Source organism: Williamsia sp. M5A3_1d, from assembly GCF_053345315.1.
The window spans coordinates 13,514-30,275 of sequence record NZ_JBKEZX010000004.1 but is presented as its reverse complement, the minus strand read 5'-3'; the positions used below and the strand labels follow the sequence as shown (position 1 = coordinate 30,275).

At 69.3% G+C, this 16,762-nt stretch carries 18 protein-coding genes and 1 tRNA gene; 8 read left to right on the top strand and 11 right to left on the bottom strand.

The annotated features are described in order from the left end of the window. Positions 1 to 101 precede the first annotated feature (101 nt). Positions 102 to 1,583, bottom strand: a complete 1,482-nt coding sequence (locus ACLBW1_RS17105; protein ID WP_447813034.1) for a GAF domain-containing protein — start codon at positions 1,581 to 1,583, stop codon at positions 102 to 104. 199 nt (positions 1,584 to 1,782) lie between these two features. Here ACLBW1_RS17105 and ACLBW1_RS17100 point away from each other — a divergent pair, with 199 nt between their 5' ends. The 4 genes from ACLBW1_RS17100 (at position 1,783) to ACLBW1_RS17085 (ending at position 5,063) form a co-directional block, all read left to right on the top strand. Continuing rightward, a complete protein-coding gene (locus ACLBW1_RS17100; protein WP_447813033.1) occupies positions 1,783 to 2,835 on the top strand; it encodes an amidohydrolase family protein in 1,053 nt (350 codons plus the stop codon). Beyond that, on the top strand, positions 2,832 to 3,590 hold the full coding sequence (locus tag ACLBW1_RS17095) for an iron-sulfur cluster assembly protein (RefSeq protein WP_447813032.1): 759 nt from the start codon (positions 2,832 to 2,834) through the stop codon (positions 3,588 to 3,590). Before ACLBW1_RS17100 ends, ACLBW1_RS17095 begins: the two co-directional genes overlap by 4 nt. Positions 3,591 to 3,643: 53 nt before the next feature. After that, positions 3,644 to 4,669: an NAD(P)-dependent alcohol dehydrogenase gene (locus tag ACLBW1_RS17090; protein WP_447813031.1), complete on the top strand. Its 1,026-nt coding sequence runs from the start codon at positions 3,644 to 3,646 to the stop codon at positions 4,667 to 4,669. Positions 4,670 to 4,742: 73 nt separating this feature from the next. Next, a complete protein-coding gene (locus ACLBW1_RS17085; protein ID WP_447813030.1) occupies positions 4,743 to 5,063 on the top strand; it encodes a putative quinol monooxygenase in 321 nt (106 codons plus the stop codon). A 27-nt stretch (positions 5,064 to 5,090) separates the two neighbouring features. Here the strand turns inward: ACLBW1_RS17085 and ACLBW1_RS17080 are convergent, their stop codons facing one another. Both ACLBW1_RS17080 and ACLBW1_RS17075 read right to left on the bottom strand, forming a co-directional pair. Then, positions 5,091 to 6,476, bottom strand: a complete 1,386-nt coding sequence (locus tag ACLBW1_RS17080) for an NAD(P)-binding protein (RefSeq protein ID WP_447813029.1) — start codon at positions 6,474 to 6,476, stop codon at positions 5,091 to 5,093. Positions 6,477 to 6,502: 26 nt separating this feature from the next. Beyond that, positions 6,503 to 6,585, bottom strand: a tRNA-Leu gene (locus ACLBW1_RS17075). A 61-nt stretch (positions 6,586 to 6,646) separates the two neighbouring features. Between ACLBW1_RS17075 and ACLBW1_RS17070 the strand changes: the two genes are divergently transcribed. Beyond that, the gene (locus ACLBW1_RS17070; RefSeq protein WP_447813028.1) at positions 6,647 to 7,042 is read left to right on the top strand and encodes a transcriptional regulator; all 396 of its coding nucleotides are present in this window, start codon (positions 6,647 to 6,649) and stop codon (positions 7,040 to 7,042) included. Then, positions 7,039 to 7,392 (top strand): DUF3817 domain-containing protein, encoded by a 354-nt coding sequence (locus ACLBW1_RS17065; RefSeq protein ID WP_447813027.1) that lies wholly within the window; start codon positions 7,039 to 7,041, stop codon positions 7,390 to 7,392. Before ACLBW1_RS17070 ends, ACLBW1_RS17065 begins: the two co-directional genes overlap by 4 nt. A gap of 9 nt (positions 7,393 to 7,401) precedes the next feature. On the opposite strand, the gene ACLBW1_RS17060 is transcribed toward ACLBW1_RS17065, so the two are convergent. From ACLBW1_RS17060 to clpS, 8 genes are all read right to left on the bottom strand, one after another. Further along, entirely contained in the window at positions 7,402 to 8,037 is a 636-nt protein-coding gene (locus tag ACLBW1_RS17060) for a non-canonical purine NTP pyrophosphatase (RefSeq protein ID WP_447813026.1), read from the bottom strand. Positions 8,038 to 8,048: 11 nt separating this feature from the next. Continuing rightward, the gene (rph, locus tag ACLBW1_RS17055; RefSeq protein ID WP_447813025.1) at positions 8,049 to 8,792 is read right to left on the bottom strand and encodes a ribonuclease PH; all 744 of its coding nucleotides are present in this window, start codon (positions 8,790 to 8,792) and stop codon (positions 8,049 to 8,051) included. An 88-nt stretch (positions 8,793 to 8,880) separates the two neighbouring features. Further along, complete coding sequence (locus ACLBW1_RS17050) at positions 8,881 to 9,645, bottom strand: cyclic nucleotide-degrading phosphodiesterase (RefSeq protein WP_447813024.1); 765 nt, start codon at positions 9,643 to 9,645, stop codon at positions 8,881 to 8,883. A gap of 49 nt (positions 9,646 to 9,694) precedes the next feature. Beyond that, entirely contained in the window at positions 9,695 to 10,498 is an 804-nt protein-coding gene (gene murI, locus ACLBW1_RS17045) for a glutamate racemase (RefSeq protein WP_447813593.1), read from the bottom strand. Between the two features lie 14 nt (positions 10,499 to 10,512). Next, a complete protein-coding gene (locus ACLBW1_RS17040) occupies positions 10,513 to 11,184 on the bottom strand; it encodes a rhomboid family intramembrane serine protease (RefSeq protein ID WP_447813023.1) in 672 nt (223 codons plus the stop codon). Between the two features lie 52 nt (positions 11,185 to 11,236). Continuing rightward, positions 11,237 to 12,346, bottom strand: coding sequence for a P1 family peptidase (locus tag ACLBW1_RS17035; protein WP_447813022.1), 1,110 nt, complete (start codon positions 12,344 to 12,346; stop codon positions 11,237 to 11,239). Between the two features lie 11 nt (positions 12,347 to 12,357). Further along, on the bottom strand, positions 12,358 to 12,939 hold the full coding sequence (aosR, locus tag ACLBW1_RS17030) for an oxidative stress transcriptional regulator AosR (RefSeq protein ID WP_447813021.1): 582 nt from the start codon (positions 12,937 to 12,939) through the stop codon (positions 12,358 to 12,360). 5 nt (positions 12,940 to 12,944) lie between these two features. After that, positions 12,945 to 13,262 (bottom strand): ATP-dependent Clp protease adapter ClpS, encoded by a 318-nt coding sequence (clpS, locus tag ACLBW1_RS17025; RefSeq protein ID WP_434218129.1) that lies wholly within the window; start codon positions 13,260 to 13,262, stop codon positions 12,945 to 12,947. Between the two features lie 104 nt (positions 13,263 to 13,366). Between clpS and ACLBW1_RS17020 the strand changes: the two genes are divergently transcribed. Then, positions 13,367 to 14,671: a nicotinate phosphoribosyltransferase gene (locus ACLBW1_RS17020; RefSeq protein WP_447813020.1), complete on the top strand. Its 1,305-nt coding sequence runs from the start codon at positions 13,367 to 13,369 to the stop codon at positions 14,669 to 14,671. Next, positions 14,668 to 16,728, top strand: coding sequence for an ATP-dependent DNA helicase (locus tag ACLBW1_RS17015; RefSeq protein ID WP_447813019.1), 2,061 nt, complete (start codon positions 14,668 to 14,670; stop codon positions 16,726 to 16,728). The genes ACLBW1_RS17020 and ACLBW1_RS17015 overlap by 4 nt, the downstream gene beginning before the upstream one ends. Positions 16,729 to 16,762: the final 34 nt, after the last annotated feature.

The window sequence follows — 16,762 nt, the reverse complement described above, 5'->3', positions numbered from 1 at the left end:
ACACGCGTCCTCCAGTGTGTGGGCGGTCACACGTGCCCCGCAATGGTGAGAACACACAACGAGCGGCCGATCGTGCTGGCACGGTGCGTCGTCGCCGCAGGTCAGCGTGCCCGTGTGAGATCGATGTCGTACTGCGCGACCTTGCGGTACAGCGTCGCGCGACTCATCCCCAGCTCGTGAGCGGCCTGCGCCATCGTGGGGGTGCCGTCGGAGAGCACCCGCACGATCTCCCCGCGTTCGAAGGCCTCGATGCGGGAGAGATGCCGGGTGCTGCCGGCGAGTATCTCCGGGGGCAACGCGCCGATGTCGATGATGTCGGCGCGACCGGCGCAGTCACTCACCACCCTGGTCAGTTGATCGACGTTGCCGGGCCAGTCGAAACCTCGCAGCGCTCGCCGCGCCGCCGCGGTGAAGTCCACGTCGCGACCACGCACCCGGCGCGCGATGTGGCGGGCCAGTGCGACGACGTCGTCGGGGCGCTCGCGCAACGTGGGCACGGCGACGACCGTGTCGACGAGTCCGGCGAGAGCGGGCGGGATGTCGGCGAACCGCTCGGCGGTCATCGCGAACGGGAACGCCCCCGGACGCGACGAGGCGGCGACGAGGTCGCGCAGGTGTTCGGCCACCCAACCGGGCAGCATGTCGACGTCGCGCACGATGACCGCGGTGTGGTCCTTGCCGACCTCGGGCGTCCACAGGCCCAACCACGTGCTCACGTCGGTCGGGGCCGGTGCCGAGGCGGACAGGATCCGATCGCGCGGGAAGGTGTGGCGTGCTGCCTGCGCGAGTGCCGTGGCCCGCCCCGACCCCGGCTCGCCGATCGCGGCGACGACCCGCGCGGACGACATCGCCGCCTGCGCGGTGATGACCGCGCCGTTCCACGACGGCGACAGATCGTGCAGCGTCCCCGATCCGGGTTCCAGTCGTGGCACCTCCACCCGGAAGATCTGTCCCCGCGGGGTTCGGCGCGGGTGTCGTCCGTGCGAGCGCGCGACCATCAGGGCGGTGGTGTTGCTCGCGGCCGAGCGGGCCAACGCGAGCAGCAGTTCGCTCGAGGACCGTGACCACGTCGTGAGGTTGACGCTGCCCTCGAGGCGACCCGATTCGGGTTCGAGGATCGGGACCGCTGCGCAGGTGAACGAACAGAGGCTCTGTGCGTAGTGCTGGTCGGCGCGGACCAATGTCGGGACCCGGTCGGCGAGTGCGAGACCCAGTCCGTTGGTCCCGACCGTGCGCTCGGAATACGCGAAACCCGGTGCGAGGTGGACATCGTCGAGCGCTCGGAGCAGTCCACGGTCACCACTGAGTCGACTGAGCACCACCCCGTCGGCGTCGGTGAGCATGAGGCTCACGGGTTCGTCTGCGAGGGTCCGGTGCAGATCGGTGAGCACCTCGTTGCCGCATCGGAAGAACAGTGAACCGAGGTCCTCGGTGCCGGTGAACACCGGCTCGACCTCGTCGAGCGGGATGCCGTAGTCCTCGCTGCGCTGCCACGAGGCCATGACCCGGCTCGACACCGACGTCGCGTGCGCCAGTCCGGCATGCACCCGGATCCGCTCCGGTACGCCCTCGTCCACCGTCATCCCTCCGACATCCGTGCCCCGACATCGAGCACATCGTCCAGTGTGACGCCGGTTACACGCAGTGTCACCCGTCGACGTCGCGTGCAGGCGTGCGTACGTGTCTCAAAGTGAGACTGCAACGACGTCGGTGGCGCCCTGTCCTGTCCTTACAGTCGGCCTCAGACGTTGTGACAGCAGTCACACGAGAGGGAGAACAGCCATGTATCGCAAGGACGACACCAGCTACTTCATCGTCGACGCCCACGTCGCACTGTGGGACGCGCGGGTGGAGAACCAGCGCAACATCCACGGCAAGCAGTTCATCGACTGCTTCTACGACTATCACCGGAACCTGTCTCCGGAGTCGGAGCTGTGGACCTACGAGGAGTACCTCTACCAGGGCGGCGACCGCCTCATGCACGACCTGTTCGAGGTGGGCCATATCGACCACGCGATCTTCCAGCCGGCGCACCTCGGCGAGTTCTACCACCGGGGTTTCGGCCAGACCGACGAGGCGTCGCAGCTCGCCGCGAAGCACCCGGACAAGCTGACGTACAACCACCACTTCGATCCGCGTAACGGTGAGGCCGGCCTCGACCAGTTGCGTCTCGACGCCGAGAAATACCAGCTCAAGGGGGTCAAGCTCTACACCGCCGAGTGGCATGGCGAGTCGCGTGGCTACAAGCTCGACGACCCGTGGGCGTACCGCTACCTCGAGGAGTGCCGCAAGCTCGGCATCCGCAACATCCACGTCCACAAGGGCCCCACCATCCGCCCACTCGACCGCGATGCCTTCGACGTCGCCGACGTCGACCACGTGGCGTCGGACTTCACCGACCTCAACTTCGTGGTCGAACACTGCGGTCTCCCCCGGCTCGAGGATTTCTGCTGGATCGCGACACAGGAGCCGAACGTCTACGCCGGCCTCGCCGTGGCGATCCCGTTCATGCACACCCGCCCCAAGTACTTCGCGCAGATCATGGGCGAGCTCCTCTACTGGCTCGGCGAGGACCGCATCTTCTTCTCCTCCGACTACGCGCTCTGGACGCCGAAATGGCTCGTGGAGACGTTCGTCGACTTCCAGATCCCCGACGAGCTCAGCGAGTACCCGAAGATCACCACCGAGCAGAAGAAGAAGGTCCTCGGACTGAACGCCGCGAAGCTGTACGACATCCCGGTGCCGGCCGAGCTGCAGCTCGCCGAGGTTCCAGGATCCGGGGCCGACGAGACCGCCACCGGACCGCGCGGCGCCGACGAGATGGTCGGCGCATGATGTCGGCCCCCACCCTCGACACCACTCGTCATGCCGAGATCCGCCGAGTCCTCGACGCGGTGATCGACCCCGAACTCGACGAACCCATCACCGATCTCGGGTTCGTGCGGTCGATCGACACCGACGGCGACGGCACGGTGGAGGTCCATCTCCGGTTGCCCACCTCGTTCTGCGCGCCGAACTTCGCCTACCTCATGGCATCCGACGCCAAGGACGCCCTCACGGCACTGCCCTGGACGGACGTGGTGATCGTCGAGCTCGACGATCACCACGACTCGGAGATCATCAACGCCGGGCTGGCCGCCGACGCCGGGTACCGGGGCACGTTCCGGCACGAGGCCGACTCCGACCTCGAGGATCTACGCGCGACGTTCCAGCGCAAGGCACACACCGCGGCGATGGAACGCTGCCTCACGGGGCTGCTGCGCGCCGATGCCGAACGCACCGAGGAACAACTCGGAGCGGTGCGACTCGGCGACCTTCCCGACGACGACGCCACCCACTCCCTGCGGAGCCGGCGGCGCGCCATCGGGCTCGGCACCGACGCAGACGATCTCGTCCTCGTCGATGCCGACGGCAGAGACTACGCGCCCGACGCGGTGACCCACGCCCTGCGTCGGGCGCGTTCCACCCGCATCTCCATCGAGGGGAACGCCCACTGGTGCAAAGGGCTTCTCGGCACCCGCTACGCCGACGAGCCCGCCGACCCGACGTTCGTCCCGCTCGCCGAGATCACCGTGCGCGCGGCCTCCTGATCCACCTGTCCTGCTCGACACACCCCGAGAACGGAAACCACACCATGTCCACGATGCGCGCCGTCCAGGTGGTCGGCTACCACCGCAACCTCGAGATGACCGAGGTCCCGATCCCCGAGCCCACCGGCCCGTTCGATGTGGTGGTGAAGATCGGCGGGGCCGGCGTGTGCCGCACCGATCTCCACATCCTGGAGGGGCAGTGGGCCGAGAAGTCCGGCGTCACACTGCCGTACACGATCGGGCACGAGAACGCGGGGTGGGTGCACGCGGTCGGCTCCGCGGTCACCCACATCGCCGAGGGGAACACGGTGATCCTGCACCCCCTCATCACCTGCGGACTGTGCCGTGCCTGCCGTTCCGGCGACGACGTGCACTGTGAGGCCAACGCGTTCCCCGGTATCGACACCCACGGCGGCTACGCCGACTACATCAAGACCTCCGCGCGCAGCGTGGTGCGGATCGACGACTCGTTGGAGCCCGCCGATGTCGCCGCGCTCGCCGATGCCGGCCTCACCGCGTATCACGCCGCGGCGAAGGCCGCCAAGCGCCTGGCCCCGCGTGACCGGTGCGTCGTGATCGGGGCGGGTGGACTGGGGCACATCGGGATCCAGGTTCTCAAGGCGATGACCCCCGCCGAGCTCGTGGTCGTCGACCGCAACGAGCAGGCACTGAAACTGGCCGAGTCGATCGGTGCCGATCGCGGCATCGTCGCCGACGGCACACAGGTCGAGCAGATCCTCGAGCTGACAGGCGGGAACGGCGCGGAGGTCGTCATCGACTTCGTCGGCGAGAACGGCACCACCGCAGAGGGTCTGGCGATGACCCGGCAGGCAGGCGATTATCACATCGTCGGCTATGGGGAGAACATCGACGTCCCGACGATCGATCTCATCTCGGCCGAGAAGAACATCGTGGGCAACCTGGTCGGTTCGTACAACGACCTGTGCGATCTGATGGAACTCGCCGCACGCGGCGCGGTGACGCTGCACACCGCGAAGTACTCGCTAGACGACTTCCAGACTGCCATCGACGATCTCGACGCCGGCAACGTCCGCGGCCGCGCCATCCTCACGCCGTGACGGCCCGCCGCACCAGTGCACCCGCCACGTACCGTGGCAACGAACCGTCCACCATCACCCCAGGAGCGCAACCGTGATCTTCATCGTCGTCAAGTTCCCAGTGAAGCCCGAGCACGCCGACGCCTGGCCGCAGCTGGTCGCCGATTTCACCGCGGGTACCCGCGGTGAGGAGGGGAACCTGTTCTTCGACTGGGCGCGCAGTCTCGACGACCCGAACGAATACGTGCTGACCGAGGGTTTCGCCGACGACGGCGCCGAGGCTCACGTCAACAGCGATCACTTCAAGGCCGCCGTCGCGGATCTACCGCAGTACCTCGCCCACACCCCGAAGATCATCAGCGAGAAGATCGGCGCCGACGGCTGGGGGCCGATGGGCGAGATGCAGGTCGACTGACGACGACTGCTGCAGACCACCCGGCGGCTAGACGGTCTGCAGCAGTCGTTCGAGGTTGCGGATGGCGCGACCCATCGATCGCAGCACCCGCATCGACACCGCCATCTGCTCCTCGGTGAGCGCACTCGCGTCACCGATCCGCATGCTGTTGAGCCGCGAGGCCTCGAGCCACTCCCCCAACCCCGGCTCACGCGCCCACCGCGCGACACTCCGCGTGTTCGCGAGAGTGGTTCGGAGCCAGTCGATGTCGGAGTCAGGATGGGCGATGACCTCGCACAGCTCGTTCTTGTGACCGACATCGGACACCGTCGCCTCCACATGGGCGATCAGTGCCGCACTGAACACCTGTTGACACGTGCGCACGCTCTGCAGCGTGATGCGGTCGCCCGCGAACACCGGAACCTGCGGCCGACGCTCGAGACCGTCTGCGGTGCAGTCGATGTGCACCGTGTTCGGTGTCGTGGGGATGGTGCCGCCCTCGAGCGTGATCGTGTCGGCCCCCACCGACCGCACCCGTCCCAGGCGGATGACCCCGGGGATGCGGCGCAGCTCGTCGAGCTCGGCCCGCGACACGGTGGCGCAGCGGTACATCGTCGGGCGAACGGCAGGGTCGAGCCGCAGGAGCTGACCGGTCTTCTCGAGACGGTCGAACAGGTCGTCGACGGTCTCGGCCTGCGCCGAGGCCTCGAGTTGCAACGCATAGCCACCGACGGTGCTGTCGAAGAACGCCTCGACCGGTTGGATGTTGAGACGGTCGAGCAACCAGGCATCGCGCGGGACGATCCATCGGATGGTGTCGGGGTCGACACCTCGCGCGAGCAGCCACAGACACGCGTCGATGCCCGTCTTGCCCCCACCGACCACCACGTATCCGTCGGCGGGGGCCACGATCTCGGGCATCTCGTTCGGCGCCATCCAGCGCAGGCCGGGGGCGACCGGGAAGGCCGGGGCGCGCATCGACGGGACGGTCACGTTGCTGTACGTCGCGTCGACGACGGTGCTGGCACGGATGTCGTGGCGCTCGCCGGTGAGGACCGAGGTGACGAGTCCGTCGGTGAACTCGGTCATCGGTAGGTGGTGGAACCGTCCGGTGGGTGCGAATCGTCGCGTGACGACGTGGTCGAAATAGGCGACGACCTCCGGACCGGACGCGAGTTCGTGATGTCCTGCGTTGGATCCCTCGGTGTCGACGCGATCGAGTCCGAGCTTCTCGGAGTTCACGCCGTAGAACGCCGACGGCTGGTGCAGCCGGACGAACGGATAGGCGCGGGTCCAATGGCCGCCGGGCCGGTCGTAGCGGTCGACCAACGCGACCGTGGCGTCGGTCTCGGAGAGAAGGACGTCGACGAAGGCCAGGCCCATCGCCCCCGCACCCACCACCAGGTAGTCGACCTCGATGCCATCAGGTGTCATCGTTGCCACGCTAGTGCCTCACAGGGTGCGCGAGGGGGGACTTGAACCCCCACGTCCTTCGGACACTGGAACCTAAATCCAGCGCGTCTGCCAATTCCGCCACTCGCGCGTGCTGAGCGTCACGATACCGGTTGACCTGCCCGATTCCGGTCACGGGTACCGTCGTCCCCATGGCACAGGTGAAGCGACGACACCGACCCGCGCTCATCGCGCTGGTCGTGGTCGCGGCGCTCGCGTGCCTCGGTCTCGCGTGGTGGCAGTGGACTCGTTTCGAGTCCGGTTCGGGCTCCGGACAGAATCTCGGCTACGCGCTGCAGTGGCCGGCCTTCGCAGCGTTCGTCGTCTACGCCTACCGACGATTCGTGATGCTCGAGGCCGATCCCGACGAGGTCGCGAAACTCGCGCCGGGCGCCCGCGGCGCCACCGAGGTACCTGCGGATCTGCTGCCCGAACGCCCGTCGGCGCCGACGCGCGACGTCCCTGACGACGATCTGCCGCCCGAGGACCGCGAGCTCGCCGAGTACAACCGGTATCTGTCCGCACTCGCACAGCAGGAGAAGAAGTGAGCTCACCGCAGCAGTCCGTCACGGCGAAGCCGACCGCCGAGCCGACGCGTATCAAGAATGCGTTGCTGCGGTACCGCGTGATGGCGTGGATCACCGGACTGTGGTTGCTGCTGCTCGTCGTCGAGTTGGTCCTCAAGTACGCCTTCGATGTGGATTCGCTCGACTTCGTCCCGGTCGTGCACGGCTGGGTCTACGTCGTCTACCTCGCGATGGCGATCGACCTCGCGATCAAGGTGCGGTGGCCGGTCGGCAAGACCGTGCTCACGCTCATCGCCGGCACCATCCCGTTCCTGTCGTTCTATTTCGAGCACATCCGCACCCGCGAGGTGCGCGCCGCCCTCGCGCTCTGAGGAAAGATCTCAGGCGTCGAGGAGGCGCAGGGTCGGCAGCAGTCGCGCGAGGGCGCGCGCACGGTGACTGAGCCCGTCCTTCTCCTCCGGCGACAACTGTGCCGCGCTGCGCCCGGCCACCGATCCCGGCGGGGTCAGGTCGTCCTCGTCGGGCACGAAGATCGGGTCGTAGCCGAAACCGTTGTCGCCCAGCGGCGCTCGCGCCACGCGTCCTCGCCATTCGCCGCGCACCACGGTCTGCGCGCCCTGTGGCGTGACCAATGCGCAGGCGGACACGAACGCCGCACCCCGCCGGTCGTCGGGTACATCGCGCAACTGTCCGAGAAGCAACTGCAGGTTCGCCCCGTCGTCGCCGTGGCGTCCGGCCCAGCGCGCCGAGAGCACACCGGGCATGGCGTTCAAGGCATCGACCTCGAGTCCGGAGTCATCGGCGAGACACGCGAGACCCGTTGCCGCGCAGCCGTCGACGGCCTTCGCGAGCGCGTTCTCCTCGAAGGTGGCGCCGGTCTCGGGGGCCTCGGGGAACGCGGGCACCTCGTCGAGCCCGACGACGGTGACCCCCTCGATCCCCTCGGTCGTCACCAGCCGGCGCAGCTCGGTCAACTTCTTCGCGTTGCGGCTCGCGAGCAGCAGGGTCGTGGGCACGTCGATCGCGCTCAGTCGGCCGAGCGCAGCGGCGTGGCCAACGCCTCGCGCTGCGCATCGAAGAGTCTGGTGGTGCCCAGGGCAGCCAAGTCGAGCATCTTGTCGAGCGTCGGTCGCGCGAACGTCGCACCCTCACCGGTGCCCTGGATCTCCACGAGTGGACCGGCGTCGGTCGCGACGACGTTCATGTCGACCTCGGCGCGCGAGTCCTCCTCGTAGGGGAGGTCGAGGCGCACGCGGCCGTCGACGACGCCGACGCTGACGGCGGCGATCGCGCACGAGATCGGTTGCGGGTCGGCGAGCTTGCCACGCTCGTTCAGGAAGGCCACGGCGTCGACGAGCGCGACGTAGGCGCCCGTGATGGCCGCGGTCCGGGTTCCGCCGTCGGCCTGCAACACGTCGCAGTCGAGCGCGATCGTGTTCTCACCCAGGGCCGCGAGGTCGATGCACGCCCGCAGCGACCGACCGATGAGGCGGCTGATCTCCTGGGTGCGTCCGCCTACCTTGCCCTTGACCGATTCACGCTGCGATCGGGTGTGCGTCGCGGCCGGGAGCATCGCGTACTCGGCGGTGAGCCACCCCAACCCCGAGCCACGGCGCCATCGGGGCACGCCCTCCTCGACACTGGCGGTACACATCACCCGGGTCTGTCCGAACTCCACCAACACCGAACCGGCCGGGTGATCGGTGAAGCCGCGGGTGATGCGCACGGGGCGCATCTCGTCGTCTGCTCTGCCGTCTGCGCGTCTGCTCACGCGCCAACTCTAACGACCCCGCGTCGGCTGGGACCGGCGACCGCGCAACACGCCCTGCGCGGTTGCACATCGCGGGTCGGCGCCGAGATCACTCGATGTCGACGACGAGTCCCGGATGGGCGACGCTGATGGGTCCGGAGTACGCCGCGCGGGCCTCGTCGAGCACGTCCTGCACCGATGTCCACGGCGGGATATGGGTCAGGATCAGCGATTTGACGCCGGCGCGGGTGGCCATCTCGCCCGCCTCGGTTCCCGACAGGTGCAGACCCGGTGGCCGCTCGGCGGGAGCGTGGGTCCACGACGCCTCGCAGAGGAACACGTCGGCGTCGCGGGCGAGTTCGACGAGTTCGTCGCACACGGCGGTGTCGCCGCTGAACGCCAGCACCCGCCCCCCTGGCTCGCTGATCCGCAACCCGTACGTCTCGGGCGGATGCGACACACGAGTGGGGATCACCGTCATCCCACCGATCTTCACCGGCTCGCCCTCGACCCAGTCGTGGGTCTCGAAGGTGTCGGTGATGTCGTCGATCTGTCCGGGGTACTCCGAGGAGGCGGCGCCGATCCGGGTGGCCGTGCCGGCCGGCCCGTACAGCGGGGCACGCACCGTGGCGGGCACCGGATGGTAGCGACGCCAGACCAACATCCCGGGCAGATCGAGACAGTGATCGGCGTGGAGATGGCTGAGCATCACCGCCACCTCGTTGGGGTCGACACGCTCCTGGAGCGCGCCGAGGACCCCTGGTCCGAAGTCGAGGACGACGGGCTGTTGATCGGGCACCGTCAGCAGATAACCGGACGCCGGAGAACCGGGCCCGACCACACTGCCCGAGCTCCCCAGGACGGTCACACGCATGTCGCCCACTGTGCCACGTGATGCGGCACACAGCATCGACGATGGTGTTTTACGCGTGTTGGATGGCGCCGATCGCCGGACCGAGGAACCGCGTGGACAGTCGCGCGAACGACACCGGGTCGCCGGTGGCACGGAAGACCCGCTGCGCGGTGCGATCGGTGTGCGGGTGCAGCAGGTCGCGCTGGGTCAGCACCCGCAGCACGTCCTTGGCGGTCTCCTCGGCGCTGGAGACGAGCGTGACGTCGTCGCCCATCGCGAGCTGGATGACACCGGACAGCAACGGGTAGTGCGTGCAGCCGAGGACCACGGTGTCGACGCGCGCCTGTTGCAGGGGTTCGAGATACCCCTCGGCGAGACCCAGGATCTGGCGGCCGGAGGTGATCCCGCGCTCGACGAAGTCGACGAACCGCGGACACGCCACCGAGGTGATCTCGAGATCGGTGGCCGCGGCGAACGCGTCGTCGTAGGCGCGCGAGGTGACGGTGGCCGAGGTGCCGATGACCCCGATCCGTCCTGAGCGTGTGGTGTTCACCGCGCGCCGGACCGCCGGCAGGATCACCTCTATGACAGGGATCGGGTAGCGCTCGCGGGCATCGCGCAGGCACGCCGACGACGCCGTGTTGCAGGCGATGACGAGTGCCTTCACCCCATGGTCGACGAGGTCGTCGGCGATGGCGAGCGCATGGGCGCGGATGTCGGGTATCCGCAGCGGTCCGTAGGGGCCGTTGCCGGTGTCGCCCACGTAGAGGATGTCCTCGTCGGGGAGTTGATCGACGATGGCGCGAGCGACGGTGAGCCCGCCGACCCCGGAGTCGAAGATGCCGATCGGTGCCGTCTGCGACGAGGGTGTGATGCCGTCGGGTGGTGTCACCGAGGTGTGGTCCCGCCGAACGGCGGCGGGGCGGCGGGCACCGAACGCGAACGACGACGGTCACGCCCGGCGAGCACCGACGCAGCCAGTACCCCACCGACGGCGCCGAACAGGTGTGCCTGCCAGGAGATCTGGGGCTGTGAGGGCAGCACACCCCACAGCACCGACCCGTAGACCAGCGCGAGCAGGACACCCAACACGATCTGCAGCGGCGACCGGTTGAACAGTCCGCGCACGAGGAGGAACGCGAGCCAGCCGAAGACGATGCCCGAGGCGCCGATGGTGGAGACATGGGCGGGACCGAACAGCCAGACCCCGAACCCCGACACGATCCAGACGATCGCGGTGGTGATGACGAACCGGCGTGCGAGAAGCAGCAGGAACCCGAGGACCGCACCGACCGTGGCGTTCGAGGTGAGGTGATCGAACCCGGCGTGCAGGAACGGCGACCACACGATGCCGGCGAGACCGTCGGTCTCGCGCGGGACGATCCCGTCGTCGTCGAGTCGCAGGTCGGTGGCGGCGTCGATGGCCTCGACGAGGTAGAGCACACCGATGACGACGATCATGACGACCGCCGAGCGGACCCACAGGGCGCGGTCACCCACCGAACCCGGTCTGCGGGGTCCCGGCGCCCCGATCGGGGGGACCGGCGTCGAGGCGCTCATGAGGCGATCACCCTCCCGAGGTTACCGGGGTCCGGTCGGTGTCTCCGCGGTGTCACCGACGCGACGTCGAGGGCAACGTGTCACCGAAGGTGGGGATCGATGCCACCGACGTCGCCGCCAAGACCGCGTTCACGATCGCCCGCCGTACCACCACCGCGGCCGCCTCGGCGAGCACGGCGACCGACGCCACGTCGGGGTTCATCCCGGTGGGCACCGCGGCGGCGCGCACGGTCTCGGCCGTCCCGGTGGACACCGCGAAGACGGTGTCACCATCGAGGGGCGAGTGCGCCGGACGCACCGCATGCGCGATGCCGTCGTGCGCGGCCATCGCGATCCGTTTCGTCGACGCCGGGTCGAGGCCGGCGTCGGTCGCCACGATCCCGATGGTCGTGTTGAGCACGGTCGCCTTGGCACGCAGCGACCGATAGGTCTCGAGATCCTCCGGGGACGCCGGCCCCACACCGAAGTAGTCCAGGTCGGCGGGGCTGCAACCCCAGGGCAGTCCGGTGTCGGGGTCGATGACGTCGCCGACCGGATTGGCGACCATCAGTGCCGCGATCGTGACCCCCGGTGCGGCCGGATGGTCGAGCACGACCGACGCCGTCCCGACGCCGCCCTTAAGCACACCGGCTCGCGCACCTGCACCGCCGCCGACCGAACCGGACCCGACGTCGATGCCCGCCGCGGCGACCGCCTCGGCGCCCAAGGCCGCGTCGGGACGGCAGGTCCACCCCCCGACCGGCAGGTCGAAGACGACCGCCGCCGGGACGATGGGGACGACGTCGCCGAACGCGTTCATCGGCAGTCCGACGCCGGCCTCGCCGAGCGCGGTCATCACGCCGTCGGCCGCGGCCAGCCCGTACGCACTGCCGCCCGACAGGACGATCGCGTGCGCGGTCTGCACCGTGTTGGCCGGGTCGAGCAGGTCGGTCTCGCGTGTACCGGGTCCGCCTCCGCGCACGTCGACCGCGGCCACCGACCCGACGGGCAGGCGGACGACGGTGGTGCCCGTCGCCCACCCCGCACCCGGGGTCGTGTCGGTCGCGACCGTCACGTCGTCGTCGATCCGGTGCGCGTGCCCGACCGTGATGCCCGCGACGTCGCCGAGGGAGTCATGCGCCCCGGGCGTCCACCCACCGCGCGGTGCAGCCGTCCCGGTCACCGGATCACCCGTCACTTCCCCATCAGGGCGACGACGAGCAGTTCCTGGACCACCGTCAGCCAGTGGTAGACGTCGAGGTGAGCGGCCTGGGGATCGTCGGGCGGGAGCTGGTCGGGCGTGTGCTCGGTGACGCCGAGCATGGCGCCGAGCGCGAGTCGCACGTCGTTCACCGCGGTGAGCCACTGCTCGGCCTGGGCCGGGGTCAGCGACAGCTCGCCACCGCCGGGCGGCAAGGTGTCGAGCACCACCTGCGCCGCCGACATCTTCGTGGCGATGATGTGCGGCTCGTGCACGCTGCGCAGAGCACCGTTGAGATCACCGGTCACGGTGTCGGCGACCAGTTCCCGATCCTGATCGGGTCGGTGGAAGTCGGGCAGGAGTCGGCCAAGGGTCGCGTCGTCCGGTGGGGCGGAATGTCCGGTCTCGATACCCGTGATGGCCGACAGGTCGTCGGTCGGTGCACTCTGCGACCGCTCGTCGAGCAGCTCGGTCATCGACCCGACGAGCGAGGCGATGAGCTCACTCTCGTGCGCATCGAGGCGGGCGGTGATGCGCTGGGAACCACCACGTCCGCGACGTCTCCAGTTCTGCACCCGATTCAGCTGTCGCGCTGCATGGTCGCCCACAGGCCTGCGGCGTGCAGTTTGCGTACGTCGAGTTCCATCGAGTCGCGGTCGCCGCTCGACACCACGGCGCGACCCTCGTTGTGCACCTGCATCATCAGCTCCGAGGCCTTGGTCTCGGAGTAGCCGAACAACTTCTGGAACACGTAGGTGACGTAGCGCATCAGGTTGACCGGGTCGTCCCACACGATGGTGACCCAGGGGCGGTCGATCTCGGTGTCCGCATCGGCCGTGTCGGGGTCGGCGACCGCGGTACCGGCCGGGGTAGCCTCGTCAGAACCGAAAGTCGGCATCGGCGCTCGCCGATCCCGCCTGTGTGTCCGGGCTCTGGGAGCCCGGCCTCCTCGGAATCGTGCGGTCGTCATCAGTCCGCGCATGGCCCCCAGGGTAGGTGATTGTGAGCGTCGACAACACAGCCATGTTCACCGATCGCTACGAGCTGACCATGGTCTCGGCAGCTCTGCGCGACGGGACGGCGCAGCGTCGCTGCACGTTCGAGGTGTTCGCGCGGCGTCTCCCCGACGGCCGTCGCTACGGGGTCGTCGCGGGGACCGGCCGCCTGATCGAGGCTCTCGCCGGTTTTCGGTTCGGCGAGGAGCAGCTGCGCACCCTCACCGACGTCGTCGACGACGCGACCCTCGAGTGGCTGCGTTCCTACCGCTTCTCCGGTGACATCGACGGTTACCGCGAGGGCGAGCTCTTCTTCCCCGGGTCGCCGATCCTGTCGGTACGGGGCACCTTCGCCGACGCGGTCGTGCTGGAGACGTTGGCGCTGTCGATCCTCAACCACGACAGTGCGATCGCGTCGGCCGCGGCGCGGATGGTGACCGCCGCGGGCACCCGCCCGATCATCGAGATGGGATCGCGACGGACCCACGAATCGGCGGCGGTCGCCTGTGCCCGCGCGGCCTACCTGGCCGGTATGGCCTCGACATCGAACCTGGAGGCCACCCGCCGATACGGGGTCCCCGGGGCCGGCACCAGCGCACACTCGTTCACCCTCGCCCATGTCGGGGTCGACGGCGACGGGGAACGGGCCGCCTTCGCCGCCCAGATCGCGGCACTGGGTGTGGGCACCACGCTGCTGGTCGACACCTACGACATCACCCGCGGGGTCGCCACCGCGGTGGAGGTGGCGGGCACCGAGCTGGGGGGTGTGCGGATCGACTCCGGTGACCTCGGCGTGCTCGCCCGTCAGGTGCGCGCCCAGCTCGACGATCTCGGCGCCACCGACACCCGCATCGTGGTCTCGGGCGATCTCGACGAGTACGCGATCGCCGCGTTGCGCGCCGAGCCGGTAGATGCCTACGGCGTCGGGACACAACTGGTCACCGGCAGCGGCGCCCCGACCGCGGGCATGGTCTACAAACTGGTCGAGGTCGACGGCATCGGCGTCGCGAAACGGTCCAGCCACAAGGAGTCCCGAGGCGGGGCCAAGTCCGCTGCGCGTGCCGCGCGCGACACCGGCACCATCGTCGAGGAGATCATCCATCCGGCGGGTTCACCGGTCCCCCAGACCGACGGCCTCACCACCACCGCGCTGCAGATACCCCTGGTGCGGGGCGGCGAGCCGGTCGACGACCTGCCGTCGATCACCGACAGCCGCGAACATCTCGCGGCGGCTCTGGTCAGTTTGCCGTGGGAGGGGTTGAGCCTGTCATCGGGTGAGCCCGCGGTCCCGACCCGTTTCGCCCTTCCGTGAGCGCACTCCCCCCGGTCACCGAGCTCCTCGCCTCGGCGGTGTCGGCGCTCGGCGGCCGCCACCGCGACGGCCAACTCGCCATGGCGTCGGCGGTCGCGAACGCCATCGACACCGGTGAGCACCTGGCCGTGCAGGCGGGCACGGGTACCGGTAAGTCGCTGGCCTACCTCGTCCCCGCGCTGCGCCACGCCGTCGAGTCCGGTTCGACCGTCGTCGTGTCCACCGCCACGATCGCGTTGCAGCGACAGCTCATCGACCGCGACCTGCCCCGCCTGGCCGCCGCACTGCGCACACCCCTGGGACGCGAACCGAGCTTCGCGATCCTCAAGGGCCGCGGGAACTACATCTGCCTCAACAAGATCCATTCCGGCGAGGCCGAGGAGCAGACCGAGGAACTGTTCGACCCGTTCACCTCGTCGCGGGTGGGCCGCGAGGTGGTGCGTCTACGGGAATGGGTCAGCGACACCGAGTCCGGAGACCGCGACGACCTCCCGACCGCGGTCATGGACCGGTCGTGGAAGCAGGTCAGCGTAACCGCACGGGAATGCCTCGGTGCCGCCAACTGCTCGTACGGCACCGACTGTTTCGCCGAACTCGCGCGCGGCCGGTCGTCGGCCGCCGACGTGGTGGTGACCAACCACGCCATGCTCGCGATCGACGCGATGAGCGGTTTCCACGTGCTACCCGAGCACGACGTGGTCATCGTGGACGAGGCACACGAACTCGTCGACCGCATCACCTCGGTCGCCACCGCGGAGATCGCGTCGTCGACGGTCGCCGGCGTCGCCCGCAGATGCTCGAAGTTGATCGACGAGGAACTCGTCGACGACATCCACGGTGCGGGGGAACTCGTCGCGGGACTGCTGGAATCGACCGCACCGGGCCGATGGACATCGTTGCCCGACGGTGCGGGCGCCACGTTCGCCGCCCTGCGTGACCGGCTGTGGCGGGCACGCTCGGCGATCGGACCGGCGCGGGACGGCACCGATTCGACCGGGGCAGCCGCACGCTCGGCGGCCATCACCGCCCTCGACGACCTGCACGACAACGCCGTCCGGCTGCTCGGCGCCTTCGACGAACCCGACGAGTCGAAGCGTCGCGACGTGGTGTGGATCGCTGAGGACCTGGTGCGCGACGAGCGGCGTCGCACCCTACGGATCGCTCCGCTCTCGGTCGGCGGGTTGCTGCGGTCGTCGTTGTTCGCCGAGGCCACCGCGATCCTGACGTCGGCGACACTCACCGTCGGCGGGACCTTCGACAGCCTCGCCGCGAACTGGGGACTGCCGATCTCCGGTCGCGGTGCAGACGCGTCGGCGGCCGTGCTCTCCGACCTCACCGCGACCGGCAGCCCCACCCCGGCCGACGGCGACACCATCCGGTGGCAGGGCCTCGACGTCGGGTCACCGTTCGACTATCGCCGCTGCGCGATCCTCTACGTGGCCGCCCATCTCGATCCGCCGGGTCGGGCGTCGATCGCCGAGGCGACCCTCGACGAGATGGTCTCCCTCATCACCGCTGCCGGCGGACGCACCCTCGGACTGTTCTCCTCGATGCGTGCGGCCAAGGAGGCCGCCGCCGCGGTCCGGACGCGCATCGACACCCCCGTGCTGTGTCAGGGCGAGAACGCGACCGGCACGCTGATCGAGCAGTTCGCCGCCGACGAGGCGACGTGCCTGTTCGGCACGCTGTCGCTGTGGCAGGGCGTCGACGTCCCGGGCCCGTCGCTGTCGTTGGTGCTCATCGACCGTGTCCCGTTCCCGAGACCCGACGATCCCCTGCTCATCGCCCGACAGAGCGCGGTCGCCGCCCGCGGCGGCAACGGATTCCTCGCCGTCGCGGCGAACCACGCCGCACTCCTGCTCGCCCAGGGCGCGGGCCGGTTGCTGCGGGCCACCGACGATCGCGGGGTGGTGGCGATCCTCGACCCGCGACTGGTCACCGCACGCTACGGCGGCTACCTCCGCGCGTCGCTGCCCCCTTTCTGGCAGACCACCGACCCCGCCGTCGTCCGCGCCGCGCTCGCCCGGCTGCAGAGCGAGGCCCCGGCCGCCGGTTGATCCCCGCGGGACGCGGGTGTCGGGCGCCGGTGGC